At 72.3% G+C, this 14166-nt stretch carries 14 protein-coding genes; 11 read left to right on the top strand and 3 right to left on the bottom strand.

Going from position 1 to position 14166, the window contains the following annotated elements:
- Positions 1-13 precede the first annotated feature (13 nt).
- A complete protein-coding gene (locus ACY3FI_RS05055) occupies positions 14-862 on the top strand; it encodes a DsbA family protein (RefSeq protein ID WP_462549660.1) in 849 nt (282 codons plus the stop codon).
- An 83-nt stretch (positions 863-945) separates the two neighbouring features.
- On the opposite strand, the gene ACY3FI_RS05060 is transcribed toward ACY3FI_RS05055, so the two are convergent.
- Positions 946-1773 carry a DsbA family protein gene (locus ACY3FI_RS05060; RefSeq protein ID WP_462549662.1) on the bottom strand — a complete coding sequence of 276 codons (828 nt, stop codon included), beginning with the start codon at positions 1771-1773 and terminating at the stop codon, positions 946-948.
- Positions 1773-2375 carry a vitamin K epoxide reductase family protein gene (locus tag ACY3FI_RS05065; RefSeq protein ID WP_462549663.1) on the bottom strand — a complete coding sequence of 201 codons (603 nt, stop codon included), beginning with the start codon at positions 2373-2375 and terminating at the stop codon, positions 1773-1775. The genes ACY3FI_RS05060 and ACY3FI_RS05065 overlap by 1 nt, the downstream gene beginning before the upstream one ends.
- A 250-nt stretch (positions 2376-2625) precedes the next feature.
- On the opposite strand from ACY3FI_RS05065, the gene ACY3FI_RS05070 reads away from it, so the two are divergent.
- Positions 2626-5472, top strand: coding sequence for an Rne/Rng family ribonuclease (locus tag ACY3FI_RS05070; RefSeq protein WP_462549665.1), 2847 nt, complete (start codon positions 2626-2628; stop codon positions 5470-5472).
- A 2-nt stretch (positions 5473-5474) separates the two neighbouring features.
- A complete protein-coding gene (locus ACY3FI_RS05075) occupies positions 5475-6305 on the top strand; it encodes a hypothetical protein (RefSeq protein WP_462549667.1) in 831 nt (276 codons plus the stop codon).
- Positions 6306-6523: 218 nt separating this feature from the next.
- Here ACY3FI_RS05075 and ACY3FI_RS05080 read toward each other — a convergent pair whose 3' ends face one another.
- Positions 6524-6796, bottom strand: a complete 273-nt coding sequence (locus ACY3FI_RS05080; protein WP_462549668.1) for a DUF4031 domain-containing protein — start codon at positions 6794-6796, stop codon at positions 6524-6526.
- Between the two features lie 178 nt (positions 6797-6974).
- Between ACY3FI_RS05080 and rplU the strand changes: the two genes are divergently transcribed.
- The 8 genes from rplU (at position 6975) to ACY3FI_RS05120 (ending at position 14001) form a co-directional block, all read left to right on the top strand.
- Positions 6975-7283 (top strand): 50S ribosomal protein L21, encoded by a 309-nt coding sequence (gene rplU / locus ACY3FI_RS05085; RefSeq protein WP_066653169.1) that lies wholly within the window; start codon positions 6975-6977, stop codon positions 7281-7283.
- A 14-nt stretch (positions 7284-7297) separates the two neighbouring features.
- Entirely contained in the window at positions 7298-7549 is a 252-nt protein-coding gene (gene rpmA / locus ACY3FI_RS05090; protein ID WP_022905368.1) for a 50S ribosomal protein L27, read from the top strand.
- Positions 7550-7642: 93 nt separating this feature from the next.
- Complete coding sequence (gene obgE, locus ACY3FI_RS05095) at positions 7643-9193, top strand: GTPase ObgE (protein WP_462549670.1); 1551 nt, start codon at positions 7643-7645, stop codon at positions 9191-9193.
- Positions 9194-9236: 43 nt separating this feature from the next.
- Complete coding sequence (gene proB, locus ACY3FI_RS05100; RefSeq protein ID WP_462549672.1) at positions 9237-10055, top strand: glutamate 5-kinase; 819 nt, start codon at positions 9237-9239, stop codon at positions 10053-10055.
- 244 nt (positions 10056-10299) lie between these two features.
- Entirely contained in the window at positions 10300-11565 is a 1266-nt protein-coding gene (locus ACY3FI_RS05105; RefSeq protein WP_462549673.1) for a glutamate-5-semialdehyde dehydrogenase, read from the top strand.
- 41 nt (positions 11566-11606) lie between these two features.
- Positions 11607-11807 carry a hypothetical protein gene (locus ACY3FI_RS05110; RefSeq protein WP_462549674.1) on the top strand — a complete coding sequence of 67 codons (201 nt, stop codon included), beginning with the start codon at positions 11607-11609 and terminating at the stop codon, positions 11805-11807.
- A gap of 11 nt (positions 11808-11818) precedes the next feature.
- Complete coding sequence (gene nadD, locus ACY3FI_RS05115; RefSeq protein ID WP_462549676.1) at positions 11819-12418, top strand: nicotinate-nucleotide adenylyltransferase; 600 nt, start codon at positions 11819-11821, stop codon at positions 12416-12418.
- On the top strand, positions 12415-14001 hold the full coding sequence (locus ACY3FI_RS05120) for a hypothetical protein (RefSeq protein WP_462549678.1): 1587 nt from the start codon (positions 12415-12417) through the stop codon (positions 13999-14001). Before nadD ends, ACY3FI_RS05120 begins: the two co-directional genes overlap by 4 nt.
- Positions 14002-14166 lie beyond the last annotated feature (165 nt).

Raw genomic sequence — 14166 nt, forward strand, 5'->3', positions numbered from 1 at the left:
GGAGCGCACGAGCATGACGAACAACGACCGTCCCACCAAGAACGAACGTCGCCAGCACGCCCGTGACGTCGCCCGGCAGCGTGCCGAGGCCGAGAAGCGTCGGAAGCGCCGCAACCGCTGGTTCCTGCAGGGCGGCATCGGCCTGGGCATCATCGCGATCGCGGCCATCGTCACGATCGTCATCGTGAACGTGAACAGCGCGGGCACGGTCTCGGCGGCCGGGCCGGCGAACATGTCCACCGGCGCGATCCAGTTCACCGGCTCGGACGGCAAGGTCACCCCGGTCACCTCGAAGGCCGTCGGCGCGAGCGCCACCGAGTCGCCCGTCCCGACCGCCGCTGCCGACGGCAAGGTCCAGGTCACCGAGTACGTCGACTGGGCCTGCCCGATCTGCAAGCAGTTCGAGGCCGCCTACGCGGACCAGATCCTCGACAAGGTGAAGAACGGCGACGTGACGCTGGCGATCCACCCGGTGTCGATCCTCGACCGCAACTACGCCGGCTCCCGGTACGCCAGTCGTGCCGCGAACGCCGCCATGTGCGTCGCGAACTACGCGCCCGACAAGTTCCTCGACGTGCAGACGCAGTTCTTCGACAACCAGCCGGAGGAGGGCACGAAGGGCCTGACGAACGCCGAGATCGAGAAGCTCGTCGAGGCCGGCGGTGCGACCGGTTCCGACGTCGCCGACTGCGTGTCGAAGGAGTCCTACCGCGGCTGGGTGACGAAGACGACCAACGTGGTGCTCGGCGAGAAGGCGCTCGAGGGCCCGCAGGGCTTCGGGACGCCGACCATCGTGGTCGACGGCAAGCGCCTCGACACCCTGACCGACGTGATCCCCGCGATCGAGGCCGCTGCGAAGTAGCCTCCCGCACGTCGACGGCCCCCGCTCCGGATCAGGAGCGGGGGCCGTCGTCGTGCTCGGGTCGCGGAGGACGACGCCGCGTCCTACGCCGCGCCGCCGTGCTCCTGCACGAACGAGGCGAACGCCGTGGTGTCGGTGAGCGAGCCGGTGTACTGCGCGCCGTCCACGAGGACCGTCGGCGTGCTCGTGATCCTCGGCAGCGACGAGTTCGGCACCGCCTTCGTCAGTGCCCGGTCCGTCGCGTCGGCGACCCAGCCGGCGAAGCGCTGGTCGGTGATGCACGCTGCGACCTCGTCGCCGGTCGCCCCGGCCTCCGCGGCGAGGGAGACGAGCTGGTCGTTCGTCAGTCCGCGGGTCTTCTCGGACGGCTGGTTCGTGTACAGCGCGGTGTGGAACGCCAGGAAGTCCGCGGGGTCGCGATCCGCCACGCACGCGGCCGCAGCAGCTGACCGCGTGGAGTACCTCGAGCCGAGCGAGACCCGGTCGAGCAGGGTCACCGGGTGCAGCTCGAGCGTCGCCGAGCCGTCCTCGACCATCTGCCGGATCTGGGGCATCTGACTCGTCTCGAACTGGTTGCAGTACGGGCACATGTAGTCCGTGTACACGGTGATGTCCGCCACCGAGTCGTCCTGCTCCGTCGCCGTGGGCTCTCCGCCGTCGGGGACCGCCGCTGTCTCGACGGGCCTGATCTCCCCTGCGGAGCCCCGCAGCAGGATGCCGTCGCTCGCCATGTTCCGCGGTCCGGGGCCCGCCGGCCGCACCGAGTTCGCGATCACGAGGGTCACGAGCGTGCTCGCTGCCAGCGCCCCCACGACGATCCCGCTGACGGCGAGGGTGCGCCCGCGCTTCCGACGTACCTGCTCCTTCGCACGCGTCGCACGCGCACGTTCCCGCGCGGCGTCGCGGGTCATCAGAACGAGGACAGCAGCGTCGGGAACTTGATCAGGATCGTGGCGATGACGAAGAGGTAGTTCGCGAGCGGGAACGCCCAGCAGAACGGCAGGAGCGTCCGGCCGACACGCTGCGCACCGGCGCCGAACCGGCCCTGCGCGGCGTTCCAGATCGTGAACACCCAGAAGAGCGGGATCGTCATCGACCACACGAGCATGCACCACGGGCAGAGGGCCCCGATGAACCAGACGGTCTGGGTGAACAGCCACGTCACGAACACCCAGGCGAGGAAGACGCCCGCGTTGAACGCGATCCAGAACCAGCGCGATCCGTTCCGGAACCCGGCGAGGAGCATCACGGCGACGGCGATCGGCGCGACGAAGCCCATCACACCGAGCAACGGGTTCGGGAAGCCGAACAGGTGCCCCTGCCAGCTGGCCATCACGTCCGAGCAGCTGATGAACGGGTTGACGTCGCAGGACAGCACCTTCTTGGGGTCCGCGTACTTCGCGAACTCGTCGAGGACGAGCGAGAACGAGCCGTAGAGACCCACCACTCCGGTGATGAGCAGGAAGATCCCGATGGCGATCGGACGGCGTACGGCAGGGGCTGACGTGCTCACGCCGTCATCATCGCATGCTCGTTCCGGACCTTTCCGGGAGCGGCATGCGATGATGGTCCCAGCTCCGCGGCCACGCCGCGGTGCGAGAGACCTCCCGGGCCCGGCCCGGACGACCAGACGTGGTGAGAGCACCGGTCACGAGAAGCAGTACCGACACGGACACAGCGCGGGGGCGTGGTCGCCACCCGCACGACGAGAATTCCCGCCGCCCTGCACAGGGCGCGAGCGGGCCGAGGAGTGCACCAGATCCATGGTGGAGCAGAACAACGACAACCAGAACACCGAAGACGCCGCACCGAAGCGCCGCGGCCGCCTGTTCGGCGGCCGTCGCGCCCGGTCGACCGGCCAGGAGGCGCGGGGCGAGGACACGCAGACCGGTCCCGTCGACGTCGTGGCCGGTGCTGACGCGCCGGTCGACGCCGACGAGACCGTCGCGGTGACCGAGGAGCAGCCGGACGCGCCTGCCGAGCCGGAGTCGCCCGCCGCGCCGGACGCGTCCGCCGTGCCGGTCGAGGTCGAGTCCGTCGCCGGACCGGCCGACGAGCCGCACGACGTGAGCACCCTGACCGGCGACCTGCCGGTGGTGGACCCGGCCACGACGACGGACGCGAGCGACGAGACCGCGGCGAGCAGCGCCTCCCGTCCGGAGCCCGAGGCAGCGGCCGCAGCGCCCACCGGCGAGGCAGACGCCGCGCCCGCGACCCCGGCCGAGCCCGAGGCCTTCGTCCCGCGCGCGACGAGCACGCTGAGCCTGATCTTCCACGCCCCGGTCCTGCCGGAGCTCCCGGACCACGCACCGCGCAGCAGCAGCGACGAGGACGACGAGGACCAGGGCGGCCGTCGCCGGTCGCGTCGCCGCGGCACCAGCGCCGACCGCGAGGCCCGTGAGCCGCGCGAGGCCCGCGAGCCCCGCGAGCCGCGCGACCACCAGGAGCCCCGCCGCCGCGAGGTCGAGTACATCACCGAGCCGCAGCGCATCAAGGGCTCGACCCGGCTCGAGGCGAAGAAGCAGCGCCGCCGCGACGGCCGTGACGCCGGTCGTCGTCGCACGGTGATCACCGAGGACGAGTTCCTCGCCCGCCGCGAGAGCGTCGACCGCCAGATGATCGTGCGGTCGAGCTCGTCGAAGATCGAGATCGGCGTGCTCGAGGACAACGTCCTCGCCGAGCACTACGTCACCAAGTCGCACAACGTGTCGCTCATCGGCAACGTCTACCTCGGCAAGGTGCAGAACGTCCTGCCCTCGATGGAGGCGGCGTTCGTCGACATCGGACGCGGCCGCAACGCGGTGCTGTACGCCGGCGAGGTCGACTGGAACTCGGTCGACACCGGCAACCACGGCCGTCGCATCGAGGCCGCCCTCAAGCCCGGCGACAAGGTGCTCGTGCAGGTCACGAAGGACCCGGTGGGCCACAAGGGCGCCCGCCTGACGTCGCAGATCTCGCTGCCCGGCCGCTACCTCGTGTACGTGCCGAACGGCTCGATGAACGGCATCTCCCGCAAGCTCCCCGACACCGAGCGGGCGCGCCTGAAGAAGATCCTCAAGGAGGTGCTGCCGGAGCACGCGGGCGTCATCGTCCGCACCGCCGCGGAGGGCGCCACCGAGGAGCAGCTCACCCGCGACGTCCAGCGGCTCACCAGCCAGTGGGAGGCGATCCAGAAGAAGGTGCAGAACGGGCACGCCCCGGTCATGCTGCACTCGGAGCCGGACCTGCTCGTGAAGATCGTCCGTGACGTCTTCAACGAGGACTTCACGAAGCTGATCATCGACGGCGACGCCGCGCGCGGCACGATCGAGGAGTACCTCGACGCCGTCGCGCCCGACCTCAAGGACCGCGTCGAGGTCTACGACGGCCCGGACTCGTTCGAGGAGTACCGCCTCAACGAGCAGATCGAGAAGGCGCTGGACCGCAAGGTGTGGCTGCCCTCCGGTGGTTCGCTCGTCATCGACCGCACCGAGGCCATGACGGTCGTCGACGTCAACACGGGGAAGTTCGTCGGTTCCGGCGGCAACCTCGAGGAGACGGTCACGAAGAACAACCTCGAGGCCGCCGAGGAGCTCGTCCGTCAGCTCCGCCTGCGCGACATCGGCGGCATCATCGTCGTCGACTTCATCGACATGGTGCTCGAGTCGAACCGTGACCTCGTGCTGCGCCGTCTCGTGGAGTGCCTGAGCCGCGACCGGACGAAGCACCAGGTCGCCGAGGTCACCTCGCTCGGCCTCGTGCAGATGACCCGCAAGAAGATCGGCGTCGGGCTCCGCGAGTCCCTCGACGAGGCGAACGCGAAGATCAACGACAACAACGCCGACCCGGGCCCCTCGAAGGGCCGTCGCAAGGGCCGTGGCGCCAGCGGCAACGGCGGCAACGGCAGCAACGGCAACGGGAACGGCGGCAACGGGAACGGCGGTGGCTCGCAGGAGCAGAAGTCGTCCTCGGCGCACGCGATCACGGACGACGTCAAGAACGCGCTGTCCCGCATCGCCGCCTCGACGATCCCGCACGACGAGCACGGCACGCCGGCCACCCCGACGTCCGCGCCCGAGGCCGCTGCGGCCCCCGAGGCGTCCGTCGCGTCGCCGGAGAGCGCTCCGGAGGCCCCTGCAGCAGGCGACCAGCCCTCGGGCAAGCGTCGTCGTCGTCGCGGTGGTCGCGGCAACGGCGAGCAGTCGCAGTCGCAGTCGCAGGACAGCGGTGTCGCGGACACGTCGAGCGCCGCGTCGTCCGAGGGGGCACCGGCCGCAGCTGCGGCGCCGGCAGAGACCGGGACGGAGTCCGCTCCGGCTGCCTCGACCGCTCCGGCTCCCTCGTCCGACCGGCCGGCCGCCAAGGCGCCCCGTCGCCGGGTGAGCTCGGCCGCGCCGGTCACGCCGACGGAGACCTCGGTGGCGATCCTCGACATCCCGATCGCCGCCGCCAAGCGCGAGCCGCGCCCGGTCCGCGAGGACACCGAGTCCCTGCTCGACTCCGTGCTGCAGGCGCTGCCGGAGCCGAAGCAGCCGGGGCAGGGCCGTTCACGGTCGCGTCGCGTCTCCTCGCCGAGCATCAGCGCTCCCGCGTCGGAGTCCGGTGACGGCGCCGTGATCACGGGCGACTGACGATGTCGCTCCCCGGCGACCCGCAGCGGCCGCAGCAGGACCGCGGCCACTACGGTGCGGGCTGGCCCCAGCCCGCACCGCCCGCGGCGGGGCAGCAGGGCGGCGGGCAGCCGTACGCACCGCCGCAGTACGCACCGCCGCAGTACGGCGGTGGGCGGGACGACGCGCGACGTCCGGAGCGCCAGGCGGACCCACGACGGGCCTTCGCCCCCGGTGCCTCCGTGCAGAACACCACGGGGGCGCTCATCGCGGTGGTCTCGGTGGTGCTCGTCGAGTTCTTCTCGGGCCTCATCGGGTTCCTCGGGACCGCGCTCGTGGTGCACCCGTTCTCGACCTCCGGCGCGGGCGACAGCCTCGTCGGGGGCTTCGTGACCGGCGTGTTCGCCGCGCCGTTCCCGTACTACGCCGGGGCGTTCCTCGCGCTCGCGTTCCTCACGCCGATCGCGCGCCGCAGCCCCCTGCCCACCGTGCTGCTCCGGGCGCTCCTGGCGGGCGCAGCGGGCACGGTCGCCCTCGCCCTCGTCGGGATGGTCACCGGGGTGCTCGCCGGAGCACGGTACGGCGGGGGAGCGCGCCTCGTGCTCGACGCCGTCACGAGCCCGCTGCAGAACGGGCTGCCCTTCACGCTGATGCTCCTCGCGTCGTCCACGGCCGCCTGGCTGTGGCTCGGTCGGCCCCGTGCCGGACGTCGTGCCGCGGGCACCCCCGGCACCCCGGGCACCGTCCGTCCGGCCGACGCCGTGCCGCCCCCGACGGTGCAGTACGCCCCGCAGCGGCCCGCACCGGGTGCGGAGCAGCCGCCCGCCGGGTGGGGCGGTCCTGCGCCGCGCTGACGCGCGCTCGCGCGCCCTCCGCGCGGCCGGGAGCAGCCCGCACCACGCGATGCCGTGGCGCGGACTGCTCCCGGCCGTGCGGCGTCACCGGCCGGGCCGGGCGGACGTGTGGAGCCGCACCGTGCCTCCTGGCCGGCCCGCGTGGACTGCCGAGCGTGCGCCGAGGAGCAGCACCGCGCCTCCCGGCCGGGTGCAGACAGCGCGGCGGCGACTGCGCGTCAGGTGAGGCGCTTGTCGCGCTGCGCCACGCGCAGCCCGCTCCGGATGAGCCGGAGGACGAGCTCGCGACCCGACACCGCCGTGGCCCCCGCGGCGATCAACTCGTCGTAGCGGGCGAGCGGCACGTCGTAGTGGTCGTGGTCGAACGCGCGGCGCGGGATCCCGGCGCGTTCGGCGAACGCGTGCAGCTCGTCGTAGGATGCATCACTGACGAGGTGCGACCAGACGGTGTCGTGGGCGGGCCACGTCGGCGGGTCGATCAACACGGTCACACGAGCATCGTACGTGTGTCGCCGTTTGACCGGACCCGGGGGCATCGAGTATTCTCGATCCCTGGTGTCAGCGGGCCGTTCTGCCTGCGTCGCCGATCGGGCCCGGCCTCCGGGAGCCGCTCGTGCAGAAGTGGGCACCCGAGACTTCCCTCAAGCAGAGTTACGTAAGGAATTCCACGTGGTTTACGCAGTAGTGCGCGCCGGCGGCCGTCAGGAGAAGGTCGAGGTCGGTACGATCCTCACGATCGACCGCGCCAAGGCCGACGACAAGGGCAACATCGACCTGGCCCCCGTGCTCCTCGTGGACGGTGACAAGATCACCTCTGCGGCCTCCGAGCTCGCGAACGTGACCGTCACCGCCCAGGTGCTCGAGGACCTCCGTGGCCCGAAGGTCGTCATCCAGAAGTTCAAGAACAAGACCGGGTACAAGAAGCGTCAGGGTTTCCGCGCTGAGCTGACCCGCGTCAAGATCACCTCGATCGCGTAAGGCGGGAGTAGAAGATGGCACACAAGAAGGGTGCGAGCTCCACTCGCAACGGTCGTGACTCGAACGCACAGCGCCTCGGCGTGAAGCGCTTCGGTGGCGAGGTCGTCAACGCCGGCGAGATCATCCTCCGCCAGCGCGGCACGCACTTCCACCCGGGCGCCAACGTCGGCCGCGGTGGCGACGACACGCTGTTCGCCCTCTCGGCCGGTTCGGTCGAGTTCGGCACCAAGGGCGGCCGCAAGGTCGTCAACATCGTCAACGCGTAACACCAGCGACGACAGACTCTGCGGGAGGGGCGGGCCACGTGCCTGCCCCTCCCGTTCTTTCGTGCAACACCAGCAACACCTAGGAGTGGACCCATGGCGACCTTCGTCGACCGCGTGACCCTGCACCTCACCGCGGGACACGGCGGCAACGGCTGCGTGTCGGTCCGCCGTGAGAAGTTCAAGCCCCTCGCCGGCCCGGACGGCGGCAACGGCGGCGACGGCGGGGACATCGTCCTCGTCGCTGACCCGCAGGTGACGACCCTGCTCGGGTACCACCGCTCGCCGCACCGCACGTCGAAGAACGGGCAGCCCGGCATGGGCGACCACCGCAGCGGCGTGAGCGGGGAGACCCTCGAGCTCCCCGTGCCGATCGGCACCGTCGTGCACGACGAGCAGGGCGAGGTCCTCGCCGACATGACCGAGCCGGGCATGCGCGTCGTCGTCGCCCCCGGCGGCCAGGGCGGCCTCGGCAACGCGTCGCTCGCCACCACGAAGCGCAAGGCCCCCGGCTTCGCGCTCCTGGGCACCGAGGGCTGGACGGGGGACGTCAGCCTCGAGCTGAAGACGATCGCCGACGTCGCCCTCGTCGGGTTCCCGAGCGCGGGCAAGTCCTCGCTCATCGCCGCGATCTCCGCCGCGAAGCCGAAGATCGCCGACTACCCGTTCACGACCCTCACCCCGAACCTCGGGGTGGTCGAGTCCGGCGAGACCCGCTTCACCGTCGCGGACGTCCCCGGTCTCATCGAGGGCGCGTCGGAGGGCAAGGGCCTCGGGCTCGAGTTCCTCCGCCACGTCGAGCGCTGCGAGGCGCTCCTGCACGTCATCGACTGCGCCACCATGGACCCGGGCCGCGACCCGATCAGCGACCTCGACGTGATCCTCGGCGAGCTCGAGCGCTACCCGGTCCCCGAGGGCCAGGTGCCGCTGCTCGAGCGCCCGCAGCTCATCGCGCTCAACAAGGTCGACGTGCCCGAGGCGGCGGAGCTCGCCGAGTTCGTCACCGCCGAGCTCCAGGAGCGCGGCTACCGCGTCTTCCCGATCTCGACCGCGTCCCGCAAGGGCCTGCGCGAGCTGACGTTCGCGCTGGCCGAGGTCGTGGAGCAGGCACGCGCCTCCCGTGCGGCGGAGCCGGTGGCGGAGCGCATCGTGCTCCGCCCGAAGGCCGTCGACGACAAGCCGTTCACGGTGCGCGCCGAAGGCGGCGAGGAGCACCGCTTCTACCGCATCCGCGGCGCGAAGCCGGAGCGCTGGGTGCAGCAGACCGACTTCACGAACGAAGAGGCCATCGGCTACCTCGCCGACCGGCTGGCCAAGCTCGGCGTCGAGGACGGCCTGTTCAAGGCCGGCGCCGTCGCCGGGTCCACGGTCGTCATCGGCGGTGACGGTGGCACGGTCTTCGACTGGGAGCCCACGCTCACCTCGACCGCGGAGCTCATCACGAGCGCCCGCGGCACCGACGCCCGCGTCGGCGGCAGCTCGCGCCCGACCCGCAACGAGCGCCGCGAGGAGTACTTCGAGCGCATGGACGCCAAGGCCGCCGCGCGCGCCGAGCTGGAGCAGGAGCGCAAGGCCGGCCTCTGGGTGGACGACGACGAGACCGACGGCACCGTCGTCACCGACGCGTCGCTCGGCGACCGGGACTGACGACCGACCGACTCCGACCGGCAGAGACAGGGACCGACCGAGCATGACCGACACGAGCACGCGCACCGACCTCGGCCCCGTCAGCGAGCGGTCGGACATCCCGCGTGCACGACGGATCGTGGTCAAGGTCGGGTCGTCGTCGGTCAGCGGTGACAACACCGGGCAGATCGCGCCGCTCGTCGACGCCATCGCGGCGGCGCACGCCCGGGGGACCGAGGTCGTGCTGGTGTCCTCCGGGGCGATCGCGACGGGCTTCCCGTTCCTCGGGCTCGAGGGCCGGCCGGACGACCTCGCGACGCAGCAGGCCGCGGCGGCCACGGGGCAGAACGTCCTGATGTTCCGGTACCAGAAGGAACTCGACCGGCACGGCGTCGTCGCGGCGCAGATCCTGCTCACCGCCGGAGACCTGCAGAACCCCACGCACCGGGTGAACGCGCAGCGGGCGGTGGACCGACTGCTCGCGCTCCGGGTGCTGCCGATCGTGAACGAGAACGACACGGTCGCGACGCACGAGATCCGCTTCGGCGACAACGACCGGCTCGCGGCCCTCGTCGCGCGGCTGCTCCGTGCCGACGCGCTCGTGCTGCTCTCCGACGTCGAGTCGCTCTACACGCGGCCGCCGGAGCAGCCCGGCGCCGAGCCGATCGACCGCGTGCCCTTCGGCGACGAGCTCGCGGGCGTGCGCTTCGGGTCGGTCGGCGCAGCCGGTGTGGGGACCGGTGGGGCGGGCACGAAGGTCGCTGCCGCGCGGTTGGCGGCGGAGGCGGGTACCTCGGTCCTCGTGACGGCGACGGCGCTGGTGGCGCGGGCGTTGGCGGGGGAGCACGTGGGGACCTGGTTCGAGGCGGCGCCCCGGGCCTGAGGGCCGGCTGCGGCGCCGGCTGCGGCTGTGGCCTGCGGCGCCGGTCTGGAGGCGCGGTGCGGCTCCGGCGCGCCCGACTGCGGCCGGCGAGTGGGCACGTTCCGTCACGCTCGGTCGCGGCCGGCAACCGTTCGTGATCGCGCCGCGGACGCGAGCGGCATGTCGTGCCCAGTCGTCGGCGACCGGAACGGCGCCGGTCCGTCGTGCCACGTCACGCGGGGGAGGCCACGGCTACGATCGAGCCATGTCGCTGACCGCACCCGCACCGACCCTCACCGGCAAGCTCGTCGCCGCACGCGAGGCCTCCTCGGCCCTCGCGACCGCCACGACCGCGGTGAAGGACGCTGCGCTCCGGGCGATCGCCACGGCCGTGCGTGCCGCGACGGACGACATCGTCGCCGCGAACCACGGCGACCTCGTGGCCGGTGAGGAGTCCGGCCTCGCCTCGGGCCTGCTCGACCGGCTCCGGCTCGACGCCGCGCGGATCGACGCCCTGGCCGCCGCGGTCGAGCACGTCGTCGGCCTGACCGACCCGGTGGGGGAGCACGTCCGGGGCTCCCGGCTGGCGAACGGCCTGCAGCTCAGTCAGGTCCGGGTGCCGTTCGGGGTCGTCGGCGCGATCTACGAGGCGCGACCGAACGTCACGGTCGACATCGCCAGCCTCGCGCTGAAGAGCGGCAACGCCGTCGTCCTGCGCGGCGGGACCGCGGCCGAGCGCACCAATGCCGTGCTCGTCGCGACCATCCAGGACGCCGTCGCCTCGGTGGGGCTGCCGCGCGACCTCGTGCAGACCATCGACGAGTTCGGCCGTGCCGGCGCGACCGAGCTGATGCGTGCCCGCGGCCTGGTGGACGTGCTCATCCCGCGCGGCAGCGCCTCCCTGATCCAGACCGTCGTGACCGAGTCCCAGGTCCCGGTGATCGAGACCGGTGCGGGCGTGGTGCACGTCTTCCTCGACGCCTCGGCACCGCTCGACCGCGCCGTCGACATCGTGCTGAACAGCAAGGTCCAGCGTCCGAGCGTGTGCAACGCCCTCGAGACACTGCTCGTGCACGAGGCGGCTGCCGAGCGACTCCTGCCCGTCCTCGCCGACCGGCTCCGTGGCGCGGGCGTGACCCTCCGCGGCGACGAGGCGACCCGTGCCGTCGTGCCCGGCGTGCTCCGCGCGACGGACGAGGACTGGGCGACCGAGTCGATGGACCTCGACCTCTCGATCCGCGTCGTGCCGGACGTCGACGCCGCCATGGCGCACATAGCGCGCTGGTCGACCCACCACACCGAGTCCATCGTGACGAACGACGTCGACACCGCCGAGCGGTTCCTCGCCCGGGTCGACTCGGCGGTCGTGATGGTCAACGCGTCGACGCGCTTCACCGACGGCGGGGAGTTCGGGTTCGGAGCCGAGGTCGGCATCTCGACCCAGAAGCTGCACGCGCGCGGCCCGATGGGGCTGCCGGAACTCACGAGCACCAAGTGGATCGTGCGCGGCCAGGGCCAGATCCGCGGCTAGACTGAGCGGCGACTTCCCCCGACCGAACGGAGCACCGACCGATGACCTTCCTCGCCGAAGCCGCTGAGCACGCCTCCGGGGTCCCCGCGTTCGTCTTCCCGATGTGCGGAGCGCTGTTCTTCACCTTCCTCGGGTTCGTGACCTGGAGCTTCCGCGACGTCGCGTACCGTCACTCGCACAAGTTCGAGGCCACCCGCCACCACGAGACGGGTGTCGACGAGTTCGGTCACACCAAGATCTGACCCGCTCCTCCATGCTCGAGAGCACGGGCCGCCCTCGTATCGGGGTGATGGGCGGCACGTTCGACCCGATCCACCACGGACACCTCGTCGCGGCGTCCGAGGTCGCTCGGGCGTTCGACCTCGACGAGGTCGTCTTCGTCCCGACCGGTCAGCCGTACATGAAGTCGGACGTGACCGACGCCGAACACCGCTACCTCATGACCGTGGTGGCGACGGCGTCCAACCCGATGTTCACGGTGAGTCGCGTCGACATCGACCGTCCGGGGCCGACCTACACCGTGGACACGCTCCGCGACCTCCACGAGCAGCGGCCGGACGCCCAGCTGGTCTTCATCTCGGGCGCGGACGCCGTTCAGCAGATCCTCGACTGGAAAGACCATGATGGGCTCTGGGACCTCGCGCACTTCGTCGCTGTCACCCGACCCGGACACGACCTCAGCATCACCGGTCTTCCCGAACGCGACGTAAGCTTGCTCGAAGTCCCCGCGCTGGCCATATCGTCGACCGACTGCCGCGACCGGGTGAAACGCGGTTTCCCCGTGTGGTACTTGGTCCCCGACGGTGTCGTCCAGTACATCTCCAAGCACCATCTGTATCGGAGCGTTGCATGAGTTCGTCCGACGCGCAGCCGCCCCTGTCGCGGCGCCAGGCGCGCGAGCGGGAGCGTGCCGCCGCGGCCGGTGCGCAGCCGGTCACGCCGCCACCCACCGTCGCCGCCCCCGCGGAGCAGTCCGAGTCCCGTCGCCGACCGGGCTCCCACGTCGCGCCCGCGCCGAGCGGTCCGGCGCAGAACGGGTCGGCACAGAACGGGTCGTCCCAGCCTGGAGGCGCGGCTCCGGCCCGCCCCGCATCGGCCGCCCCGGCGCAGACCCCGGACTCCGCCGCCATCCCGGTGTCCGCAGCCACCCCGGTCTCTGCCGCCACCCCGGCATCGGCGCCCACCTCCGCCGCGACGCCGGCCCCTGCTCCGGCCGCATTGGCCGCGCAGGTGCCCGTGTCGGCAGCTCCGGCCAGCAGCTTCCCGACGCTGCCGCCGACCAGCGTCGGCGAGTACGCCCCGGCCTCGGCGACCGAGATCGTGCCGGGCTCCGGCGGTCTGACGCGTCGGCAGCTCCGGCAGCTGCGTGAGGCGCAGGGCCAGGCTGCGCAGCCCGTCCCGCTCCAGGACCCGAGCCCGCAGTCGTCCGACCGCACGGTGCAGGACGTCATCGGCTCGGTCGACGCGCTCCAGGTGCCCGGGTCCGCCACACGCCCGACCTCGGCGGACGCGCAGCCCGAGCGGGAGCCCGGAGCGCCGGTCCTCGACGAGGCGGCCGTCGCGCAGGCGACCGAGGCAGACGGCTCCCCGGACGCCATCGAGCCGATCGAGGAGGCCGCCGCCCACGCGGAGGAACCCCGCCGGCACCGGTCGACGTGGGCGCCGCACGACGCGTCGACGGACGAGGTCCCCGCGGTCGACGCGGGCACCGCGTCCCGCTCGGACGGCGAGGTCGACGCCCCCACGGTCACGCCGGACGAGCAGCCCGCTGCGTCGACCTCGGCCGTCGCAGCGTCGACGCCGGGTGTCTTCCCGCTCTCGCTCGACGGCGACACGAACGAGGTCCCGGTCCGGCCGTCGGCTCCGGCCGCCGCCGCGCCGGACGACGCCGACGCACCCCGGGTGCCCGCCGGCTTCCAGCGTCAGCCGGAGCCGAAGCCGATCACCACGGCGTTCGAGCCGCCGGTGGGGCACTGGTCGCAGCAGGCGCACGACTCGAACGACGCCGAGGTGCACGACGAGCAGACCGGCGCACGCCGCGTCGCCGTCACCAACACGAACGCGATCATCCTGCCGAACTCGGCGCTGGCCGACCCGACCGGTGCGCTGAACGCCACGGGCGAGGTCATCCTCACCGGCTCGATCGACCTGCCGGCGTCGCTCTCCTCGACCGGCTCGCACCGTCCGCTCGACGGCGCCGAGGTCGACCGGCTCCTCGAGCAGCACGACGAGCAGCCGGAGACCGACGCCAGCCCCGTCCGGGCGAGCCGGGCGATCTCGAGCCACACCTCCACCCGACAGGTCGTCCTCGCGGCCGCGAAGCCGAAGGAGTCGCGCACGCCGCTCATCCTCGGTGTGACCGTCGGCGCGGTCGGCGTGGCCGCCGCTGCGGTGATCATCGTGGCGCTCGTCACGACGCACGCGTTCGGCGGCTGACCCGCCCGGATCAGGACCACCCCGTCGCCCGCGGCCTGGCCGCTGTCGGCGGGGTGGCTTATGATCGGGGTCCGTGATCCGGCATCCTGCCGGAACCACCCGGACCGGCACACCGTCGGCCCACCCGGACCGGCACCCCGCCGGCCCACCCGGACCGGCACATGC

It is taken from the genome of Curtobacterium sp. RM9, from assembly GCF_054956955.1.